This is a genomic window from Micromonospora sp. NPDC049060 (assembly GCF_040649055.1).
GTDB classification, from domain to species: domain Bacteria; phylum Actinomycetota; class Actinomycetes; order Mycobacteriales; family Micromonosporaceae; genus Micromonospora; species Micromonospora reichwaldensis.
Genome location: NZ_JBEZEV010000004.1, coordinates 14,178 through 34,539 on the forward strand (window position 1 = coordinate 14,178; position 20,362 = coordinate 34,539).

17 protein-coding genes are annotated in these 20,362 nt (G+C 71.9%); all 17 read left to right on the top strand.

Going from position 1 to position 20,362, the window contains the following annotated elements:
• The first annotated feature begins 27 nt into the window (after positions 1-27).
• The 17 genes from paaD to nuoH all read left to right on the top strand — a co-directional run bounded on the left by paaD (position 28) and on the right by nuoH (position 20,361).
• Positions 28-504 carry a 1,2-phenylacetyl-CoA epoxidase subunit PaaD gene (gene paaD / locus AB0B83_RS02920; protein WP_357576816.1) on the top strand — a complete coding sequence of 159 codons (477 nt, stop codon included), beginning with the start codon at positions 28-30 and terminating at the stop codon, positions 502-504.
• Positions 501-1,610: a 1,2-phenylacetyl-CoA epoxidase subunit PaaE gene (gene paaE / locus AB0B83_RS02925; protein ID WP_357576712.1), complete on the top strand. Its 1,110-nt coding sequence runs from the start codon at positions 501-503 to the stop codon at positions 1,608-1,610. Before paaD ends, paaE begins: the two co-directional genes overlap by 4 nt.
• 356 nt (positions 1,611-1,966) lie before the next feature.
• Complete coding sequence (locus AB0B83_RS02930; RefSeq protein ID WP_357576713.1) at positions 1,967-3,814, top strand: FG-GAP-like repeat-containing protein; 1,848 nt, start codon at positions 1,967-1,969, stop codon at positions 3,812-3,814.
• A 144-nt stretch (positions 3,815-3,958) separates the two neighbouring features.
• A complete protein-coding gene (gene mqnC, locus AB0B83_RS02935) occupies positions 3,959-5,149 on the top strand; it encodes a cyclic dehypoxanthinyl futalosine synthase (protein ID WP_151456466.1) in 1,191 nt (396 codons plus the stop codon).
• A gap of 352 nt (positions 5,150-5,501) precedes the next feature.
• Complete coding sequence (locus tag AB0B83_RS02940) at positions 5,502-6,707, top strand: LPXTG cell wall anchor domain-containing protein (RefSeq protein WP_357576714.1); 1,206 nt, start codon at positions 5,502-5,504, stop codon at positions 6,705-6,707.
• Between the two features lie 221 nt (positions 6,708-6,928).
• Positions 6,929-8,176, top strand: coding sequence for a cell wall anchor protein (locus AB0B83_RS02945; RefSeq protein ID WP_357576715.1), 1,248 nt, complete (start codon positions 6,929-6,931; stop codon positions 8,174-8,176).
• Between the two features lie 114 nt (positions 8,177-8,290).
• Positions 8,291-9,001 (top strand): demethylmenaquinone methyltransferase, encoded by a 711-nt coding sequence (locus AB0B83_RS02950; protein WP_151454888.1) that lies wholly within the window; start codon positions 8,291-8,293, stop codon positions 8,999-9,001.
• A gap of 65 nt (positions 9,002-9,066) precedes the next feature.
• Positions 9,067-9,297 carry a hypothetical protein gene (locus AB0B83_RS02955; protein ID WP_311413643.1) on the top strand — a complete coding sequence of 77 codons (231 nt, stop codon included), beginning with the start codon at positions 9,067-9,069 and terminating at the stop codon, positions 9,295-9,297.
• A gap of 148 nt (positions 9,298-9,445) precedes the next feature.
• Positions 9,446-10,723: a geranylgeranyl reductase family protein gene (locus AB0B83_RS02960; protein ID WP_132232124.1), complete on the top strand. Its 1,278-nt coding sequence runs from the start codon at positions 9,446-9,448 to the stop codon at positions 10,721-10,723.
• A gap of 192 nt (positions 10,724-10,915) precedes the next feature.
• Positions 10,916-11,281, top strand: a complete 366-nt coding sequence (locus AB0B83_RS02965; RefSeq protein ID WP_111134310.1) for an NADH-quinone oxidoreductase subunit A — start codon at positions 10,916-10,918, stop codon at positions 11,279-11,281.
• A 14-nt stretch (positions 11,282-11,295) separates the two neighbouring features.
• Positions 11,296-11,973, top strand: coding sequence for an NADH-quinone oxidoreductase subunit B (locus tag AB0B83_RS02970; RefSeq protein ID WP_132232122.1), 678 nt, complete (start codon positions 11,296-11,298; stop codon positions 11,971-11,973).
• Complete coding sequence (locus AB0B83_RS02975) at positions 11,970-12,707, top strand: NADH-quinone oxidoreductase subunit C (protein ID WP_132232120.1); 738 nt, start codon at positions 11,970-11,972, stop codon at positions 12,705-12,707. The genes AB0B83_RS02970 and AB0B83_RS02975 overlap by 4 nt, the downstream gene beginning before the upstream one ends.
• Complete coding sequence (locus AB0B83_RS02980; protein WP_311413645.1) at positions 12,704-14,029, top strand: NADH-quinone oxidoreductase subunit D; 1,326 nt, start codon at positions 12,704-12,706, stop codon at positions 14,027-14,029. The genes AB0B83_RS02975 and AB0B83_RS02980 overlap by 4 nt, the downstream gene beginning before the upstream one ends.
• Positions 14,026-15,183, top strand: coding sequence for an NADH-quinone oxidoreductase subunit NuoE (nuoE, locus tag AB0B83_RS02985; RefSeq protein WP_357576716.1), 1,158 nt, complete (start codon positions 14,026-14,028; stop codon positions 15,181-15,183). Before AB0B83_RS02980 ends, nuoE begins: the two co-directional genes overlap by 4 nt.
• Entirely contained in the window at positions 15,180-16,496 is a 1,317-nt protein-coding gene (nuoF, locus tag AB0B83_RS02990; protein WP_132232114.1) for an NADH-quinone oxidoreductase subunit NuoF, read from the top strand. Before nuoE ends, nuoF begins: the two co-directional genes overlap by 4 nt.
• Positions 16,496-19,009, top strand: a complete 2,514-nt coding sequence (locus tag AB0B83_RS02995) for an NADH-quinone oxidoreductase subunit G (RefSeq protein WP_357576717.1) — start codon at positions 16,496-16,498, stop codon at positions 19,007-19,009. The genes nuoF and AB0B83_RS02995 overlap by 1 nt, the downstream gene beginning before the upstream one ends.
• Entirely contained in the window at positions 19,006-20,361 is a 1,356-nt protein-coding gene (gene nuoH / locus AB0B83_RS03000) for an NADH-quinone oxidoreductase subunit NuoH (RefSeq protein ID WP_311413649.1), read from the top strand. The genes AB0B83_RS02995 and nuoH overlap by 4 nt, the downstream gene beginning before the upstream one ends.
• The last annotated feature ends 1 nt before the right edge of the window (position 20,362 follow it).

Below are 20,362 nucleotides of genomic sequence, written 5' to 3' on the forward strand. Positions count from 1 at the left end.
GGCGGCACTGGTGAGCGCGAGGAGGCACTGGTGACTCCGAGGGAGGCCGTGGCGGCGGTGGTGGACCCGGAGATCCGGGTGGTCACCATCGACGACCTCGGCATCCTGCGGGCGGTCGACGAGGACCCGGCGACCGGCCGGGTGGTCGTGACCATCACCCCCACCTACACCGGCTGCCCGGCGATGGACGTGATCCGCGCCGACATCCGGCGGGCGCTGGCCGCCGTCGGGCGTCCCGAGGCCGACGTGCGGACCGTCTACAGCCCGGCGTGGAGCACCGACTGGATCTCCGACGCCGGCCGGGCCAAGCTCGCCGCCGCCGGCATCGCCCCGCCGTCGCCCGTACGCGCCGACAACGTGGTGCCGCTGACCCTCGCCGTCCGCTGCCCGCGCTGCGGATCGCCCGAGACCGAGCAGGTCAGCCGCTTCGGCTCGACCGCGTGCAAGGCGCTCTGGCGCTGCCGTTCCTGCCGTGAACCCTTCGACCACCTGAAGGCGCTGTGACTGTCACCATCACCCGCCCGGTCCGTCGCCGGCCGGTCTTCCACCCGCTGTCCGTCGCCGCCGTCGACCGGCTCACCGACGACGCCGTGGCGGTCACCTTCGCCGTGCCGGCGGAGCTGCGGGAGACGTTCGCGTTCTCCGCCGGCCAGCACCTCACCGTCCGCCGCCCCGGCGCCGCCGGTGAGGACGTGCGGCGGTCGTACTCCATCTGCTCCACGCCCGACGACCTGGCCCGGCACGGCCGGCTGCGGATCGGCGTGCGGGAGATCCCCGGCGGCGCCTTCTCCGCCTTCGCCTGCGGCGCGCTGCGCGGCGGCGACACGATCGAGGTGCTGCCGCCACTCGGGCACTTCACCACGGCCCTCGCGCCGGACCGGGCCCGCCACTACGGCGCGGTGGTCGCCGGCTCGGGCATCACCCCGGTGCTCGCGCTGGTCGCGACGGCGCTCGCCGTCGAGCCGGCCAGCACGTTCACGCTGGTGTACGGCAACCGCACGGCGAACACGGTGATGTTCGCCGAGGAGCTGGCCGACCTGAAGGACCGGTGGCCCACCCGGCTGCACCTGGTGCACGTGCTCTCCCGGGAGCAGGGCGAGTCGCCGCTGCTCTCCGGCCGGATCGACGCCGACCGGCTGGGCCGGCTGCTGGACACCGTCGTTCCCGGCGACACCGTCGACGAGTGGTTCCTCTGTGGCCCGTACGACATGGTGGTGGACGCCCGGGAGGTGCTCGCCGCGCGCGGCGTGCCGGAGTCGGCGGTGCACACGGAGCTGTTCCACGTCGCCGAGGCCCCGGCCCCGCCGCGACGCCCGGCCGACGAGCCGGGGGGCGGCGCCGAGGTGACCATCCTGCTGGACGGCCGGTCGTCGCGCTTCACGATGCGGCGCGACGAGCGGGTGCTGGACGCGGCGCTGAAGGTGCGCGGCGAGCTGCCCTACGCCTGCAAGGGCGGGGTCTGCTCCACCTGCAAGGCCAAGGTGGTCGACGGCGCGGTCACGATGGCCCGCAACTACGCGCTGGAGCCGGACGAGGTGGCCGCCGGCTACGTCCTCACCTGCCAGTCCAGCCCGACGACCGACCGGCTCACCGTCGACTACGACGCCTGACCGGTCCGCCCGCCGCTCGGCGGGCGCAGCCGGGTCGGCGGGTCGGCGCAGGCACCGCGTCGCACCCGCCGACCCCCCTGCGTGCGGTCAGCTCGGGGCCTTGACCTGGCCGTCGTAGGCGATGCTGCGCCACAGGTCGAACTGGCGGTCGAATGCTGATGGTTCGATCTGTGCGGCGGGAGGGCCCGATCGTGGCGGTCGAGCGGGGCGGTGCGGCGACCGCCCAACATCTATATTCCAGTCCGTCACTGACAGGTGACGCGGCCGACCGGTGTGCCCCGGGCGGACCGGCGGGTCGAGACGGCCGGCGCCGGAGCGCGGGCGGCCGGCCGCCGTGCCCGAGGAACGGAGAGTCGATGGATCAGCAGGTACGACGACGGCGAAGAGCCCTCGTCATCGGTGTCGCCGCCGCTTTGACGGCGGGTGCCGTCGCAGGTGTGCCGGCCCGGGCGGTAAGCGGGGGCAGCCCGGTCACGGACAGCGCGTACGCCTTCGCGGCGAAGGTCACCTTCGGTGAGATGGGCGCCTGCTCCGGGGCGCTGGTCGCGCCCCAGTGGGTGTTGACGGCCCATTCATGCCTTCCCCCCACCCCGGGCCCCCGCTCGACTGCGAGCGCGCCCGCCTGGCCCACCACGGTCACCGTGGGCCGGCTGGATCTGACCACGAACGACGGCCGGGTGCAGCGTGCCAACCTCGTGGTGCCGCACCCGGATCGGAACCTCGCGCTGCTCCGGCTCACGCTGCCGGTGGTCGGCGTCACCCCGGTCGCGCTCGCCACCGGGGCACCCGTGCCGGGCGAGACGTTGCAGGCGCTCGGCTTCGGTCGTACCGCCACCGAGTGGGTGCCCGACAAGCTGCACGGTGCGCCGGTCACGGTCGGCGACGTCTCGGCCACCTCGGTCGCGATCAGCAACGAGCAGGGTGGGCCGACCACCTGCAAGGGCGACGCCGGAGGGCCGGCGGTGCGGGTGGTGGACGGGCGTCCCGAGCTGGTTGCCGTACACGCCACCTCCTGGCAGGGCGGCTGTCTCGCCGAGACGGAGACCCGGCGGGACGCCATCGAGACCCGCACCGACGACCTGGCCGGCTGGATCCGCCAGAACACGTCCAACAACTGCAGTGCCGGTGGCGCGAGTCACGGCCCGGCAGACCAGGCAGGTGTGGTGATCCTGAGCGACTGGACCGGCGACTGCCGCACCGACGCGGTCGTCCAGCTCGCCGACGGCAGGCTGCGGGCGTACCGGTCGAGCGGGGACCTCTCGGGCACCGCCCCGCTCTTCCCGTCGCCCTACCGCTACGTGGGGACGAACTGGGGCGGGGCGAACCGGCCGCGGGCGCTCACCGGGGACTTCACCGGGGACGGCCGGGCGGACATCATCGCGCAGAGCGGCGACGGCACCCTGACCGCCTGGGAGTCGACCGGCGACCTCTCCGCCGACTACCGGCTCTTCGCCGGGGCGTCCGCGATCGTCGGCACCGCCTTCACCAACGGCTCGATCCCCCGCCTGATCCCGGGCGACTTCAACGGCGACGGCCGCACCGACCTTCTCGGTCAGCTGCTCAACGGCACGCTGCGGGTCTGGACGTCGACGGGCGACCTGTCGGCCGACGCCCGGCTGTTCGCCGGGACTACGAGGGACGTCGGCACGGGGTTCACCACCACGGAGGTGCCGCGCATCCTGACCGGCGACTTCAACGGCGACGGGCGGACCGATCTGATCGCCCAGTACGCCGACGGCACCATGAAGGGCTACCCGTCCAGCGGGAATCTTTCCATGGACATGAGGCTCTTCCCGACGACGCTCGCGGCGAAGGTGGTCGGCACCGGTTGGCGGAGTTCCTCGATTCCTCGGATCCTGCCGGCCGACTTCGACGGTGACGGCACCACCGACCTGGTCGCCCAGCTCGCGGACGGGCGGCTGCGGGCGTACCGGTCGTCCGGGGCGATGACCGGCGAGGGGCTGCTGTTCTCCGGGCCCTACCCGTACGTGGGCACGAACTGGGGCACGACGAACCGGCCCCGCATCCTGGTCGGGGACCTCACCGGCGACGGCCGCACCGACCTGATCGGCCAGGACTCCGCCGGCGTCATGCTCGGCTTCCAGTCGACCGGGGACCTGAGCGCCGACTCCAAGCTCTACGCCACCAGCACCAGTGCCGTGGGCAGCGGCTGGACGTCCAGCAGCATCCCGCGCGTCTTCTGACCGGAGGGTGCGGCGTCGTCCGTCGTCGGACGGGCGGCGCCGCACCACCGGCAAGGGTGAACACCGTCACACCCGAGGGGCCGCCGGGCGGGCTGTTCGGCGGCCATCGGCCGGCCCCCTGCGCGGGCGACGTAGGCTCGGGGGGTGAGTGTGAGCCGGGAGATCGACGACATCCTGCAGCGTGGCGCGGACGGCGGGCGGATCACGCCCGAGGAGGCCCTGCTGCTCTACACCGAGGCGCCGTTGCACGCCCTGGGCGAGGCCGCCGACGCGGTGCGCCGCCGCCGCTACCCGGACAACGTCGTCACGTACCTGATCGACCGCAACATCAACTACACGAACGTCTGCGTGACGGCGTGCAAGTTCTGCGCGTTCTACCGGGCCCCCAAGCACAAGGAGGGCTGGACCCACCCGACCGAGGAGATCCTGCGCCGCTGCGGCGAGGCGGTCGAGCTGGGCGCCACCCAGGTCATGCTCCAGGGCGGGCACCACCCGGACTACGGCGTGGAGTACTACGAGGAGCTGTTCTCCTCGGTCAAGAAGGCGTACCCGCAGCTGGCGATCCACTCGATCGGCCCCAGCGAGATCCTGCACATGGCCAAGGTCTCCGGGGTCAGCCTCGACGAGGCCATCGCCCGGATCAAGGCGGCCGGGCTGGACTCGATCGCCGGCGCCGGCGCGGAGATGCTGCCCGCCCGCCCGCGCAAGGCCATCGCGCCGCTGAAGGAGTCGGGCGAGCGCTGGCTGGAGGTCATGGAGCTGGCGCACCGGCAGGGCGTCGAGTCGACCGCCACCATGATGATGGGCACCGGCGAGACCGCCGCCGAGCGGATCGAGCACCTGCGGATGATCCGCGACGTGCAGGACCGCACGAAGGGCTTCCGGGCGTTCATCCCCTGGACGTACCAGCCGGAGAACAACCACCTCAAGGGCCGTACGCAGGCCACCACCCTGGAGTACCTGCGGCTGGTCGCGGTGGCCCGGCTCTTCTTCGAGACGGTGCCGCACCTCCAGGCGTCCTGGCTGACCACCGGCAAGGACGTCGGGCAGCTCGCCCTGCACATGGGCGTGGACGACCTCGGCTCGATCATGCTGGAGGAGAACGTCATCTCCTCGGCCGGCGCGCGGCACCGCTCCAACCTGCACGAGCTGATCGGCATGATCCGCTCGGCGGACCGGATCCCCGCCCAGCGCGACACCCTCTACAACCGGCTGGCCGTGCACCGCACCCCGGCCGACGACCCGACCGACGAGCGGGTCGTCTCGCACTTCTCCTCGATCGCCATGCCGGGCGGCGGCGCCGGGAAGTCCCTGCCGCTTGTCGACGCCCGCTGAGGCAGGGCGTCCGCAGGCACCCGCACCACCGACACCCCACCGTCGTTTGGCGGTGGGGTGTCGTCGTACGTGGACCACTGCGTGGATCACGGGAATACGGAAAGTGACCGTAAATGGCTCGCCCGGCTGGCCGATCGGGTGAATTCCCGTCGGCCGTTGATCTCAATTAGATTGCCGTTCGGAGCCGGTGTCGGGGTGGCCGGGGCAGCAAGACATATCAATCCGGGCATTCCTTAAGTGATTCTTAGCCAGGCTGTTCAACGCGCCCGTTCCGTGGGGTGGCGGGCGTGATCGCTTACCGCTAACGTCCCCGGCCGTACCTTTCCTTCACCCCAACGGGGGGAACTCTTCCATGATCTTCCGTAACCGTTCGCTGGCGCGTATCGGCGCCGGCGCGCTGCTCGCCTCCGGCGCGTTGACCGCCCTCGGTAGCCCGGCTCACGCCTCGGGCACGGAGACGGACCTCGCGATCGAGGTGGCTGGCACGCGGGTCGCCGCCAACGCGCAGGGCAAGTTCGCCTACGCCAAGGTGACCAACCTCGGCAAGAACACCCCGAGCGAATTGTCCGTGCGGGTGGACGTGTCCAAGGTCGACTTCGACAAGGTCGCCGCCTGGCCGGCCGTCGAGGACGGCTGCGACGTGGAGCTCGCCGGGGAGAAGCCGACCGCGTTCATCTGCCACGCGACGGAGAAGGGCCTGCCGGGCCCGGGCGAGACCACCGACCTGCCGATCGTGCTGTTCAAGAGCGAGGCCGAGGGCACCTACAAGGCCCCGCTCTCCTTCAAGCTCATCTCGAAGGACGACACCAACGCGGCGAACAACACCAAGACCGCGACGCTGGACTTCTCCGACGCCAGCGGGCCGGACCTCTCGGTCGTCGCCGAGGACGTCAAGCAGGCCGTGAAGATCGTCGACGGCAACCCGGTCTACTCCGGCGACCTGCACGCGGGCGGCCGCTCGGCGCTGACCTACTTCATCGCCAACCAGGGTGACAAGGCCGCCGCCGGTCTGAAGATCAGCGTCAAGCTGCCCAAGGGCGTCACCCCGACCGAGGTGGAGCCGGGCTGCGAGTACGCGGCCGACAAGTCCACCTTCACCTGCACCTACGCCAACTTCGGCCTGATCCCGCAGGACGAGGACACCAACCCCGAGGACAAGCTCTACTCGGCCTACGGCTTCTACCACGTGTTCGACGTGGCGGCGGACGTGAAGCCGGGTGCCCTCAAGGGCGGTCTGGTCAGCGTCGAGCCGGTCGGGTCCGCGCCCAGCCGGATGCGGGCGGCCGCGGTCACCCTGCCGGAGAACGTCACCGGCCTGCGGGCGACCGACGTGGACGCCACCGACAACTCCGACGCGTACGCCGTGATCGTCGCGGCGAAGGGCGGCGCGGGCGGCGGCGGTGACGACGACGGCGGCCTGCCGGTCACCGGCGCGCAGACCACGCTGATCGGCGGCATCGGCGGCGCGGTGCTGATCGCGGGCGCGGCCATGTTCATGGTGGCGCGGCGGCGCCGGGTCGTCCTGGTGACCCCGGGCGACGAGAAGCCGACGGCCTGACGGTCGTCCTCCATCGACCCGCGAGGGTCGTTCACATAACGCACGGCAGCGGGGGCGGGATGGGTGACCATCCCGCCCCCGCTGTGCGTCGGACCGTCCGTCCGTCCGGATCGGCCGGACGGATGAAACACGATCTCCCTGCTGGCGTGCCGCTTCGACCTTCGATAGCGTCCGCCCGGGTTCCGCAACCATCCGTTTCTTCCTAACCCCCCGGGGGACCGATGACCCTGTTCCATCGCTCGGCCCTGGCCCGCGCCGGTGCCGTGGCACTCCTCGCGGCGGGTGGCCTGACCACCGTCGCCGTTCCCGCCCAGGCCGCCGACGGGCCGGACCTCGCCCTGACCCCGATCAGCACCCAGCTCGCGAAGGGTGTCGACGCGGCCCGGAGCAAGCCGTTCAAGTTCACCGTCACCAACGCCGGCACGGCCACGGCGGAGGACGTCTCGTTGCGGGTCAACACCCAGCAGCTCAAGGAGAAGCGCGTCGGCTTCCTGGTGCCCGAGAACTGCCGCGCCATCGAGAGCCACCTCTACCAGTGCTCCCTCGGCGACCTGCCCGCCGGCACCAGCAAGGACTTCGGCGTCCCGCTGTTCAGCACGGGCGGCCGGGGCGACGGCGGCAAGCTGGTCGTGCACGTCGTCACCGCGACGCCCGGGGGCAAGGTTCGCGACAAGGTCGTCGTGCCGGTGACCGTCACGAAGCCCGGCTACGACCTCACCGCCTGGGCGCAGGACGTCCAGGCAGGCGTCGTGGTCAACGGCGCGGTGGCCGACGAGCCGGACCTCAGGCCGGTGCGCCGGGGCGAGACCGTCCCGCTGGACTGGGCGGTCTACAACGACGGCAGCCGGCCCGCGACCGGCGTCTTCTACGGCATCACCCTCCCGGCGGGTGTGAGCTTCGTGACGGTGCCGCAGGGCTGCGTCACGCAGGTGTTCCTCGGCAGGGAGCAGGCGTTCTGCGAGGACGCCGGCGCGACCATCCGCCGGGGGCAGTACTACACCGCCGACGTGACGGTGAAGGTCGGCGACGACGTGACCGAGCCGGTGCTGCGGGAGGGCGACCTCTTCGCGTACGGGCTGGACGTCGCCGAGGGCGAGCCGGAGGAGGAGCCGCGGATCGCCGGCCAGGCGCAGCGGAAGGCCTTCTCCGAGGCCGACATGGGCGACAACCACACGGTCTTCGAGGCCTTCGTCGACCTGTCGGCGCAGCCGACCCCGACCCCGACGCCGACCGGTGAGCCGACGCCCACCCCGACGGCGACCCCGACCGGCGTACCCACGGCGGCCCCGACCACCACCCCCGGTGGCGGTGGCGGCGGCGACGGCGGGCTGCCGGTGACCGGCGTGCAGGCCGGGCTGATCGGCGGCATCGGTGCGGCCGTGCTGCTGGCCGGCGGCGCGCTGCTGCTGCTCTCCCGGCGGCGCAGGGTCGTCCTGGTGGCGCCCGGCGACGAGAAGTCGACCGACTGACGTACGACGACGCGGGGGCGGGGTGGGCGACCATCCCGCCCCCGTGGCGTGTCCGGGTGGTGGTGCGGCCGACCCACCGGCCGCCCGCGTGGGCCGGACTGGCAGAGTGGAGGGGTGAGCCGTACCCCGCAGGGCCAGCGCGCCAACCTGGACAAGCAGCCGCACGAGGTCGCCGCGATGTTCGACGGCGTGGCGGCTCGCTACGACCTGACCAACACCGTCCTCTCCTTCGGGCAGGACCGGTTCTGGCGCCGGGCCACCCGGGCCGCGCTCGACCTGCGGCCGGGTGAGCGGGTGCTCGACGTGGGCGCCGGCACCGGCGTGTCCACCGAGGAACTGGCCCAGTCGGGCGCGTACGCGGTGGGCGCCGACCTGTCCCTCGGCATGCTGCGCGTCGGCAAGCGCACCCGTCCCCAGGTGCCGCTGCTGGCCGGGGACGCGTTGAAGCTGCCCTTCGCCGACGCGAGCTTCGATGCGGTGACCATCTCGTTCGCGCTGCGCAACGTGAACGACACCGACGCCGCCCTGCGGGAGCTGGCCCGGGTGACCAGGCCGGGCGGCCGGCTGGTGGTGTGCGAGTTCAGCACCCCGGTGAACCCGGCGTTCCGCACGGTCTACCTGTCGTACCTGATGCGTTCGCTGCCGAGCGTGGCCCGCACCGTCTCCAGCAACCCCGACGCGTACGTCTACCTGGCGGAGTCGATCCGGGCGTGGCCCGATCAGCCGGCCCTGGCCGCGCGGATCGGCGCGGCGGGCTGGGGCAGGGTGGCCTGGCGCAACCTGACCGGCGGGATCGCGGCGCTGCACCGCGCGGTCCGCGTCTAGACCTGTTCGGCGCCCTTTCCCTGAATATCCGTTTTTGATCCACTTTGTTCCGTAAGCTCGCCCCCATGACGGGACGACACCAGGCGGTCGGCGCGGAGGCCACCGACGACGACGCGACCGAACTCATCGCCCAGCTCAAGGAGCTGGCCGGCGCGGATCCCGCCGACGTCCGTCAGGTCGTGGCCGAGGTGCTGGCCGCCCTGGACCGCGCCGCCGGCGGCGCGCTGCGCGAGCACCTGCCGGAGACGATCCGGCACGACGCCGGCCTGGATCCGGCCGCCTCCGCCCGGCGCTGAGGCCCGCCCCGGCGCCCCGCCTCCGACCTCGGCCGACGTGTCTCCGGCAAGTTAGGTACCCCTGGTCCGGCGTGGTCATGACGTCGGTCATAGACTCCCACCGTCTGGCTTGTGAAGCATTTCACGAGCATGCGGGAGGAGGCGCGGGATGGCCGCGGTGGAGCATGACGCCGACGTGATCGTCGTGGGCGCCGGTCCCGGTGGGTCGGCTACCGCATACCACCTGGCTCGGCACGGCGTACGGGTGCTGCTGCTGGAGAAGACCGAGTTCCCCCGGGAGAAGGTCTGCGGCGACGGGCTGACCCCGCGCGCGGTGCGGCAGCTCATCCGGATGGGCGTGGACACCTCGCCCGAGGCGGGCTGGCTGCACAACCGGGGCCTGCGGGTCATCGGTGGCGGCGTCCGGCTGGAGCTGGACTGGCCCGACCTGGCGAGCTTCCCCAACTACGGCCTGGTGCGCACCCGGCTCGACTTCGACGACCTGCTCGCCCGGCGCGCCGTCGAGGCCGGCGCCGAGCTGCGCACCGGCGTGAACGTCACCGGCCCGGTGCTGGGCCCGGACGGCCGGGTCACCGGCGTCGAGGCGGAGGTCGGCCCGGGCAAGGAGCCCGCCACCTTCCACGCTCCGCTGGTCGTCGCGGCCGACGGGGTCTCCGGCCGCTTCCCGCTCGCCCTCGGGCTGGCCAAGCGCGAGGACCGGCCGATCGGCGTCGCCGTCCGGCGCTACTACCGCTCGCCCGCCAAGCACGACGACAACTACCTGGAGTCCTGGCTCGAGCTGCGCAGCAAGGACAGCGGCGACAACCTGCTGCCCGGGTACGGCTGGATCTTCGGGCTGGGCGACGGCCGGGTCAACGTCGGCCTCGGGGTGCTCAACTCCTCGTCCGCGTTCGGCAAGACCAACTACCGCCGGCTGCTCACCGACTGGCTGGCCAACACGCCCGCCGACTGGGGCATGACCGACGAGGCGAACGCGGAGGGGCCGATCCTCGGCGCCGCGCTCCCCATGGGCTTCAACCGGGTGCCGCACTACACCCGCGGCGTGATGCTGGTCGGCGACTCCGGCGGCATGGTCAACCCGTTCAACGGCGAGGGCATCGCGTACGCGATGGAGTCCGGCGAGCTGGCCGCGGAGGTGGCCGTGCAGGCGCTCGCGCGCCCGGCCGGCGCGGACCGGGAGCGTGCGCTGACGGCGTACTCGACGGAGCTGAAGCTCCGCTTCGGCGGCTACTACCGGCTCGGCGGCATCTTCGTGAAGCTCATCGGCCGCCCCGAGATCATGCGGATGGCCACGAAGCACGGGATGCCGCACCCGATGCTGATGCGCTTCGTGCTCAAGCTGCTGGCCAACCTGACCGACCCCCGCGACGGGGACGCGATGGACCGCGTCATCAACACGATGACGAGAGTGGCGCCGGCCGTGTAGCCCGAGGAACGAGCCTGCGAGCGCCTGCGGTCGCGAACGAAGGCAGCCCCGTGTGACGGCCCCGTCCACGGTCTGCGATGACCGCAGGTGCGGACAAGGGAGATCGACCCCCGCCGACGACCGTCGCGAGGGACGTGAATAGTGTGATTTTTGACAAGGACCAGGGCAGGGAAGGACGAGCAGGAGAAAACGATGTCGCTCTCGCCTTATGCACCGATCATCGGGCTGTTCGCCCTCGCCGCGGGGTTCGCGCTGTTCTCCGTGGCCGCTGCCCGCTTCGCCGGTCCCCGGCGCTACAACAAGGCCAAGCTCGAGGCGTACGAGTGCGGCATCGAGCCCAGCCCGCAGCCGGTCGGCGGCGGCCGGTTCCCGATCAAGTTCTACCTGACGGCGATGCTCTTCATCGTCTTCGACATCGAGATCATCTTCCTCTACCCCTGGGCGGTCTCGTTCGACGCCCTGCCGATCTTCGGCTTCGTGGAGATGGTCCTGTTCATCGTCGCTGTCTTCGTCGCGTACGCCTATGTCTGGCGGCGTGGCGGCCTGGACTGGGACTGAGGGAGGAACCTCAGATGGGTATCGAGGAGAAGCTTCCCGCCGGTGTCCTGCTCACCTCGGTGGAGAAGCTGGTCAACTGGTCGCGGAAGACGTCGGTCTGGGGGGCCACCTTCGGTCTGGCCTGCTGCGCGATCGAGATGATGGCCGCCGGTGGCCCGCACTACGACATGGGCCGCTGGGGCATGGAGGTCTTCCGGGCGTCGCCCCGGCAGGCCGACCTGATGATCGTGGCCGGCCGGGTGAGCCAGAAGATGGCCCCGGTGCTGCGCCAGATCTACGACCAGATGGCGGAGCCCCGCTGGGTCATCTCGATGGGCGTCTGCGCCAGCAGCGGCGGCATGTTCAACAACTACGCCATCGTGCAGGGCGTCGACCACATCGTCCCGGTCGACATGTACCTGCCCGGCTGCCCGCCCCGGCCCGAGATGCTCATCGACGCGGTCCTCAAGCTGCGCGAGAAGATCGGGCACGAGCCGCTCGGCCCGAACGGCCGCAAGATGCTCGAGGCGCGCAAGGCCCGCGGCGACGTTCCGGTCGTCCCCTACGGCTCGATGCCGTCGTCGTACCGCAGCGACAAGGCCCGGCGGGCCGAGTGGACCAAGGCGGTCCGTGAGGGTCGCGAGGAGCAGCTGCGGATCGAGAACTGGATGAAGGCCCAGAACCACCTGCAGCACGGGGGTGTCCAGAAGTGACCGCGCCTCAGGACAGGCAAGACGACGGCGGCGTGCCGGTTCCGGTCACGCCGGCCGGCGCCAGCACCACCGCACCCGCCGAGTACCCCCCGGCCAGCCCGGCCGGCCGGGGCATGTTCGGCAACCAGGGCTCCGGCGACGTGTCCGGCTTCGGCGGCCTCGTCCGCCAGCGCCGGACCATCGAGGACGCCCCCCGGCCGTACGGGGGCTACTTCGACGAGGTCCGCGACGCGCTGGAGGAGGCGTACCCGGACTTCGCCGACGCCGTCGAGAAGGTCGTGGTCGACCGGGGCGAGCTGACCCTGCACATCCGCCCCGAGCGGATCGCCGAGGTCTGCCAGGTGATGCGCGACGACATGGCGCTCCGCTTCGAGCTCTGCTCCTCGGTCTCCGGGGTCGACTACCTCGGCGCCGACGCCCGCCGCCTGCACGTCGTCTACCAGCTCACCTCGATGACCTACCGCCGCACGGTGCGGCTGGAGGCAGCGGTCTCCGTCGAGGACCCGCACCTGCCGAGCGTCACGTCGATCTACCCGACGGCGGACTGGCAGGAGCGCGAGGCGTACGACATGTTCGGCATCGTCTTCGACGGCCACCCCAACCTGACCCGGATCCTCATGCCGGACGACTGGGAGGGGCACCCGCAGCGCAAGGACTACCCGCTCGGCGGCGTACCCGTCGAGTACAAGGGCGCTGAGATCCCGCCGCCGGACCGGAGGAGGTCCTACCAGTGACCACGTCGAACTACGCCACCGAGCGCGACACCACCGAGGGGAAGGTCTTCACCGTCACCGGTGGCGACTGGGACAGCGTCGTCTCGGGGGCCGACCCCATCAACGACGAGCGCATCGTCGTCAACATGGGTCCGCAGCACCCGTCGACGCACGGCGTGCTCCGGCTGATCCTGGAGCTGGAGGGCGAGACGGTCCGCGAGGCCCGCTCGGTCGTCGGCTACCTGCACACCGGCATCGAGAAGAACCTCGAATACCGCAACTGGGTCCAGGGCAGCACCTTCGTGACCCGGATGGACTACCTCGCCCCGATCTTCAACGAGACGGGGTACGCGCTGGCGGTGGAGAAGCTGCTCGGGATCTCCGACCAGATCACCGAGCGGGCGAACACCATCCGGGTCCTGATGATGGAGCTGAACCGGATCTCCTCGCACCTGGTCTGGGTGGCCACCACCGCCATGGAGCTGGGCGCCATCAACATGATGCTCTACGGCTTCCGCGAGCGTGAGTACATCCTGGAGATCTTCGAGATCATCACCGGCCTGCGGATGAACCACGCGTACGTCCGTCCGGGCGGCGTGGCCCAGGACGTGCCGGACGAGGCGATCGTCAAGATCCGCGAGTTCCTCAAGCTGCTGCCGAAGCGGCTCAAGGAGTACGAGAACCTCCTCTCCGGGCAGCCCATCTGGCTCGAGCGGACCAAGAACGTCGCGGTGCTCGACGTGACGGGCTGCCTCGCGCTCGGCGTGACCGGCCCGGTGCTGCGTTCGGCCGGCCTCGCCTGGGACCTGCGCAAGACCATGCCGTACTGCGGCTACGAGACGTACGAGTTCGACGTGCCGACGCACACCGACGGCGACGTGTGGGGCCGCTACCTGGTCCGGCTCGCCGAGATCCGGGAGTCGCTCAAGCTCGTCGAGCAGGCGTTGGACCGGCTCAAGCCGGGCCCGGTGATGGTGGCCGACAAGAAGATCGCCTGGCCGGCGCAGCTCGCCATCGGCGTCGACGGCATGGGCAACTCGCTGGAGCACGTCGCGAAGATCATGGGTCAGTCGATGGAGTCGCTGATCCACCACTTCAAGCTCGTCACCGAGGGCTTCCGGGTGCCGCCGGGCCAGGTCTACGTCGGCATCGAGTCGCCCCGCGGCGAGCTGGGCGTGCACGCCGTCTCCGACGGTGGCACCCGGCCCTACCGGGTGCACTACCGGGAGCCGAGCTTCGTCAACCTCCAGGCGCTCCCGGCGATGGCCGAGGGCGGCCTGATCGCCGACGTGATCGCCGGTGGGGCATCGCTGGACCCTGTGATGGGTGGTTGTGACCGATGAGTGTTTTCACTGACGAGACCAGGGAGCGGGCGCGGGAGATCATCGCCCGCTATCCGGCCGACCGGTCCCGGTCGGCGCTGCTGCCGCTGCTGCACCTGGTGCAGTCCGAGGAGGGCTACGTCTCCCCGGCCGGCGTGGCGTTCTGCGCCGAGGTGCTGGGCCTGAACAAGGCCCAGGTGGGGGCGGTCGCCACCTTCTACACCATGTACAAGCGCCGGCCGACCGGCGACTACCTGGTGAGCGTCTGCACCAACACGATGTGCAACGTGCTCGGCGGCCAGGAGGTCTACGACACCCTCACCGAGCACCTCGGCGTGGGGCACGACGAGACCACCGCCGACGGGAAGATCACCCTGGAGCACGCCGAGTGCCTGGCGGCGTGCGACTACGGCCCGGTGATGACCGTCAACTACGACTTCTTCGACGGTGTGGACCCGCAGACCGCGCGTGGCGTCGTCGACGAGCTGCGCGCCGGTGGCCGGCCGATGCCGACCCGGGGCGCCCGGCTCTGCACCCTCAAGGAGATGGCGGTGCAGCTCGCCGGCTTCGCCGACGAGCGGGAGGGCGCGGTCGCCGACGGCGGCCCGGGGGAGCCCACCCTGCGGGGGCTGCGGCTGGCGCAGGAGCACGGCATCTCGGTGCCGGGCTTCGACCCGAACACCCCGATCCGCAGCAAGGCCGAGGCCGACAAGGCCGCCGCCGAGGCGAAGGCCAGGAGCGAGGCCGCGAAGCCGGCTCCCGAGCCGGCCAAGGCCGCGCCGGCCCCGAGCGGCAACGGCACCCGGCCCGCCACGGGCAACGCGGGCACCGGCGAGCCCGCACCCGCCGCCGAGGCGGCCGGCAGCACCACCCGTGACGTCAGGGCGCCGGACGCCAAGTCGCCCGAGGTGCGTACCGCCGAGACCCGGCAGCCCGACGCGGCGACCGCCGTGCCGGACGCCCCGGGCACCAAGGTTCCGGTGGACGGCGCCCCGCCGGCTCCCCGCGACGCGCAGGAGGCGGAGGCCGCCGGGGCGGCGGCCAACGCGCCGGCCGGCGACGGCAAGCCCGCCGGCGACGAGGCCGGTGCGCAGCAGCGCAACCTCAAGGAAGCCGAGGCGGGCGCCGGTGGCGCGGGCTCCGCCGTCGCGAGCGAGACGGGGGTCCAGAAGTGACCACTCCCCGGCCGGAGACCCTGGCCAAGCTGACGCCGGTACTCACCAAGCGCTGGCTCTCGCCGGACGCCTGGCGGATCGGCACCTACGAGAAGCTCGACGGCTACGCGGCCCTGCGCAAGGCGCTCAAGGCGCACCCGGACGACCTGATCCAGCTGATCAAGGACTCCGGCCTGCGCGGTCGCGGCGGCGCCGGCTTCCCGACCGGCCTCAAGTGGGGGTTCATCCCGCAGGGCGACGGCAAGCCGCACTACCTCGTCGTCAACGCCGACGAGGGGGAGCCGGGCACCTGCAAGGACCTCCCGCTGATGACGCACGACCCGCACGCCCTCGTCGAGGGCGTGATCATCGCGTCGTACGCGATCCGGGCCAGCCGCGCCTACATCTACATCCGGGGCGAGGCGGTGCACGCCGCACGCCGGCTGCGCAACGCCGTACGGGAGGCCACCGCCAAGGGCTACCTGGGCCGGAACATCCTCGGCTCCGGGTACGACCTGGAGCTGGTGGTGCACTCGGGCGCCGGGGCGTACATCTGCGGCGAGGAGACCGCGCTGCTGGACTCGCTGGAGGGCTTCCGGGGCCAGCCCCGGCTGCGCCCGCCGTTCCCGGCGACCCACGGCCTGTACGCGAGCCCGACGGTGGTCAACAACGTCGGCACCATCGCCAGCGTCCCCTACATCGTGCTGGGCGGCGCCGACTGGTGGAAGACCATGGGCACGGAGAAGTCGTCCGGCCCGATGATCTACTCGCTCTCCGGCCGGATCGCCAACCCCGGCCAGTTCGAGTGCGGCATGGGCGTCACCCTGCGGGAGCTGATCGAGCTGGCCGGCGGCATGCAGCCCGGTCACAACCTGAGGTTCTGGACGCCGGGTGGCTCGTCGACGCCGCTGCTCACCGCCGAGCACCTGGACGTGCCGCTGGACTTCGAGGGGGTGGCGGCGGCCGGCTCGATCCTCGGCACCACGGCCACCCAGATCTTCTCCGACCAGGACTGCCCGGTCTACGCGACCTACCGGTGGCTGGAGTTCTACCACCACGAGTCGTGCGGCAAGTGCACCCCGTGCCGCGAGGGCAACTACTGGATGGTCCGGGTCTACCGGCGGATCCTCGCCGGTCAGGGCACCCACGAGGACCTGGACACCCTGCTGGACACCTGCGACAACATCCTCGGCCGCTCGTTCTGCGGCCTGGGTGACGGCGCGACCAGCTCGGTGACCTCGTCGCTGAAGTACTTCAAGCAGGACTACCTCGACTACATCGAGGGGCGCACGGCGCCGAAGCTGTCCGACAAGCAGTTGGTGGGAGCCCACTAATGACTGACGTCGTCAAGGCCCCGGAAACCGTCACGCTCACCATCGACGGCGTCGAGGTCACCGCCCCGAAGGGGGCGCTCCTGATCCGGGTCGCCGAGCAGTTGGGCACCGAGATCCCCCGGTTCTGCGACCACCCGCTGCTGGCCCCGGCCGGCGCGTGCCGGCAGTGCCTGGTCGAGGTGGAGGGGCAGCGCAAGCCCGTCGCCTCCTGCACCCAGACCGTCGCCGACGGCATGGTCGTACGCACCCAGCTCACCTCCCCGGTCGCCAAGAAGGCGCAGGAGGGGGTCATGGAGCTGCTGCTGCTGAACCACCCGCTCGACTGCCCGATGTGCGACAAGGGCGGCGAGTGCCCGCTGCAGAACCAGGCGATGTCCACCGGACGCTCCGACTCGCGCTTCCACGAGCACAAGCGGGAGTACCCGAAGCCGCTGCCGATCAGCACGCAGGTGCTGCTCGACCGCGAGCGCTGCGTGCTCTGCCAGCGCTGCACCCGGTTCTCCGAGGAGATCGCCGGCGACAAGTTCATCGACCTGATGGGCCGGTCGTCCGCCGAGGAGATCAACATCTACCGGGACGAGGACTACGGCGTCGAGACGGGCGCGGGCTGCCCCGGCTCGGCCGCCGACGAGTCCGGGGACGTGCCGTTCAACTCGTACTTCTCCGGGAACACGGTGCAGATCTGCCCGGTCGGCGCGCTGACCGGCACCCAGTACCGGTTCCGGGCCCGGCCGTTCGACCTGGTCTCCTCCCCGAGCGTCTGCGAGCACTGCTCGGCCGGGTGCGCCCAGCGCACCGACTGGCGGCGGGGCAAGGTGCTGCGCCGGCTGGCCGGCGACGACCCGGCGGTGAACGAGGAGTGGAACTGCGACAAGGGGCGGTGGGGCTTCCAGTACACCCGCGCCTTCGACCGGCTCACCACCCCGCTGGTCCGCGACCCGCAGACCGGCGAGCTGCGTGAGGCGGCGTGGAGCGAGGCGCTGGCCGTCGCCGCCGAGGGGCTGCGCGCGGCGCGGGACGGCGGGCGGGGCACGGCGGTGCTCACCGGCGGTCGGCTGACCGTCGAGGACGCCTACGCCTACGCGAAGTTCGCCCGGGTCGCGCTGAACACGAACGACGTCGACTTCCGGGCCCGGCCGGTCTCCCGCGAGGAGACGGACTTCCTGGCCAGCTCGGTCGCCGGGGTCACCGACGTCACGTACGCCGACGTCGAGAAGGCGCCGGCCGTGGTGCTGGTCGGGCTGGAGCCGGAGGAGGAGTGCCCGATCCTCTTCCTGCGGCTGCGCAAGGCGTACCTGAAGAAGAAGCTGACGGTCTACGCGATCGCGCCGTTCGCCACCCGCGGCCTGGAGAAGCTCGGGGCCAAGCTGGCCCGGGTGGTGCCGGGCGAGGAGGCGACCGTGCTCGCCGAGCACGCGACGGTGGCCGAGGCGCTCAGCGCCGAGGGCGCGATCCTGATCGTCGGCGAGCGGCTGGCCAGCGTGCCGGGCGGCCTCTCCGCGGCGGCCGACGTGGCCCGGCGTACCGGCGCGAAGCTGGCCTGGGTGCCGCGGCGCGCGGGTGACCGCGGCGCGGTCGACGCGGGCTGCCTGCCCAACCTGCTTCCCGGCGGCCGCCTGGTCAACGAGCCGGCCGCCCGGGCCGAGCTGGGTGAGGCGTGGGACATCCCCGCCGGGGTGATCCCGAGCCAGGCCGGCCGGGACACCGACGCGATCCTCGCCGCCGCCGCCGGCGGTCAGCTCGGCGCGCTGGTGGTGGCCGGGGTCGACCCGGCCGACCTGGCCGACCCGCGGCTGGCCGAGAAGGCCCTGGACGAGGTGCCGTTCCTGGTCAGCCTGGAGCTGCGGATGAGCGCGGTGGCCCGGCGGGCCGACGTGGTCTTCCCCGTCGCCCCGGTGGTCGAGAAGGCCGGCAGCTTCCTGGACTGGGAGGGGCGGCTGCGCACCTTCGAGGCGGTGCTGCGCACCGCCGCGATGACCGACGGCCGCGTGCTGGACGCGCTCGCCGCGCAGCTCGACGTGCAGCTCGGCACCGGTGACGTGCTCAGCGTCCGCCGCGAGCTGGGCGCGCTGCCGCGGACCCGGACCGACCGCCCCGCCGCCCCGTCGGTGGAGCCGGCCACGGTGCGGGAGCCGGGCGCCGGTGAGGCGGTGCTCGCCACCTGGCACCAGCTGATCGACCTGGGCAGCCTCACCGACGGCGACGAGCACCTCGCCGGCACCGCCCGCCCGCCGGTGGTCCGGCTGGGCAAGGGCACCGCGGAGGCGCTCGGCGTCGCCGACGGCGACCCGGTGACGGTGGGCACCGACCGGGGGGCGCTGACCCTGCCGGCGGCGATCACCGAGATGCCGGACGGCGTCGTCTGGCTGCCGACCAACTCGCCCGGCTCGACCGTGCGACGCAGCCTCGGCGCGACGTCCGGAGCGCTCGTGCGGATCTCCGCCGCCGCGGTCGCCGCCGACGCGGCGGACCGCCCGGGCCCGCTCCTCAACGCAGGGGGTGTACAGCAGTGAACGCGGTCTACCTGGCCCAGGATCCGACGCTTGCCGACTTCGGCCGGGATCCCTGGTGGCTGGTCCTCGGCAAGATCGTCTTCGCGTTCGTCGTCGCCGTGCTGGCCACGCTGCTCGGCGTCTGGTTCGAGCGCCGGGTCGTGGGCCGCATGGCCGTGCGGCCCGGCCCCAACCAGGCCGGCCCGTTCGGTCTGCTGCAGACCCTCGCCGACGGCCTGAAGCTCGCCTTCAAGGAGGACCTCCTCCCGCGGACCGCCGACAAGGTCGTCTTCTTCTTCGCCCCGGTGATCTCGGTGGTCTGTGCGATCACCGCGCTGTCGGTGATCCCGTTCGGGCCGATGGTCAGCATCTTCGGGCACCGGACGCCGCTACAGGTCACCGACGTGCCGGTGGCGGTGCTGGTGGTGCTGGCCCTCTCCTCGCTGGCCGTGTACGGCATCGTGCTCGGCGGCTGGGCCAGCGGCTCCACCTACCCGCTGCTCGGCGGCCTGCGCTCCGCCGCCCAGCTGGTCTCGTACGAGGTCACGATGGGCCTGAGCGTCGTCGCGGTCTTCATGACCGCCGGCACCATGTCGACAAGCGGGATCGTCGCCGCCCAGGGTGACGGCACCCGGCTGAGCATCGGGGGCTTCGAGGTTCCGGCCCCCGGCTGGTACGCGCTCCTGCTGCTCCCCAGCTTCATCATGTTCTTCATCGCCATCGTCGGTGAGACGAACCGGGCGCCGTTCGACCTGCCCGAGGCGGAGTCGGAGCTGGTGGCGGGCTTCCAGACGGAGTACAGCTCGCTGAAGTTCGCGCTCTTCATGCTCAGCGAGTACGTCGCGATGGTGACCATGTCGGCCTTCACCGTGACGCTCTTCCTCGGCGGCTGGCACGCGCCGTGGCCGATCACCAGCATCTGGGCGGGCGCCAACTCCGGCTGGTGGCCGATGCTGTGGTTCTTCGGCAAGGTCGTCATGCTGGTGTTCGTCTTCGTCTGGCTGCGGGGCACCCTGCCCCGGCTGCGCTACGACCAGTTCATGCGCTTCGGCTGGAAGGTCCTGCTCCCGATCAACCTGGTCTGGATCCTGGTCCTGGCCGGCCTGCGCTCGATCGAGGACTGGGACTCGCGCAGCAAGCTGATCGCCGTCGGCATCCCCGCCGGCATCCTGCTGCTCGCCACGCTGCTCTGGCCGAGCCGGAAGCAGCAGCCGAAGCCGACGGTCCAGGAGCAGGTCAACGACCGGCCGCACGGCAGCTTCCCGCTGCCCCCGATGGACCTGCAGGTACCACCGAGCCCGCGCACGAGGCGCGTGGTCGCCGAGCGGGAACCGGCCAACATCGCCGCCGGCCCGGACTCCAGGGAGGTGTGAC

What these genes read in the sequence shown, in the direction of transcription:
- AB0B83_RS02930 (WP_357576713.1), top strand. Translation starts at nt 1,967, where the DNA reads ATGGATCAGCAGGTACGACGACGGCGAAGAGCCCTCGTCATCGGTGTC.
- AB0B83_RS02940 (WP_357576714.1), top strand. Translation starts at nt 5,502, where the DNA reads ATGATCTTCCGTAACCGTTCGCTGGCGCGTATCGGCGCCGGCGCGCTG.
- AB0B83_RS02945 (WP_357576715.1), top strand. Translation starts at nt 6,929, where the DNA reads ATGACCCTGTTCCATCGCTCGGCCCTGGCCCGCGCCGGTGCCGTGGCA.
- AB0B83_RS02955 (WP_311413643.1), top strand. Translation starts at nt 9,067, where the DNA reads ATGACGGGACGACACCAGGCGGTCGGCGCGGAGGCCACCGACGACGAC.
- AB0B83_RS02960 (WP_132232124.1), top strand. Translation starts at nt 9,446, where the DNA reads ATGGCCGCGGTGGAGCATGACGCCGACGTGATCGTCGTGGGCGCCGGT.
- AB0B83_RS02965 (WP_111134310.1), top strand. Translation starts at nt 10,916, where the DNA reads ATGTCGCTCTCGCCTTATGCACCGATCATCGGGCTGTTCGCCCTCGCC.
- AB0B83_RS02970 (WP_132232122.1), top strand. Translation starts at nt 11,296, where the DNA reads ATGGGTATCGAGGAGAAGCTTCCCGCCGGTGTCCTGCTCACCTCGGTG.
- nuoE (WP_357576716.1), top strand. Translation starts at nt 14,026, where the DNA reads ATGAGTGTTTTCACTGACGAGACCAGGGAGCGGGCGCGGGAGATCATC.
- AB0B83_RS02995 (WP_357576717.1), top strand. Translation starts at nt 16,496, where the DNA reads ATGACTGACGTCGTCAAGGCCCCGGAAACCGTCACGCTCACCATCGAC.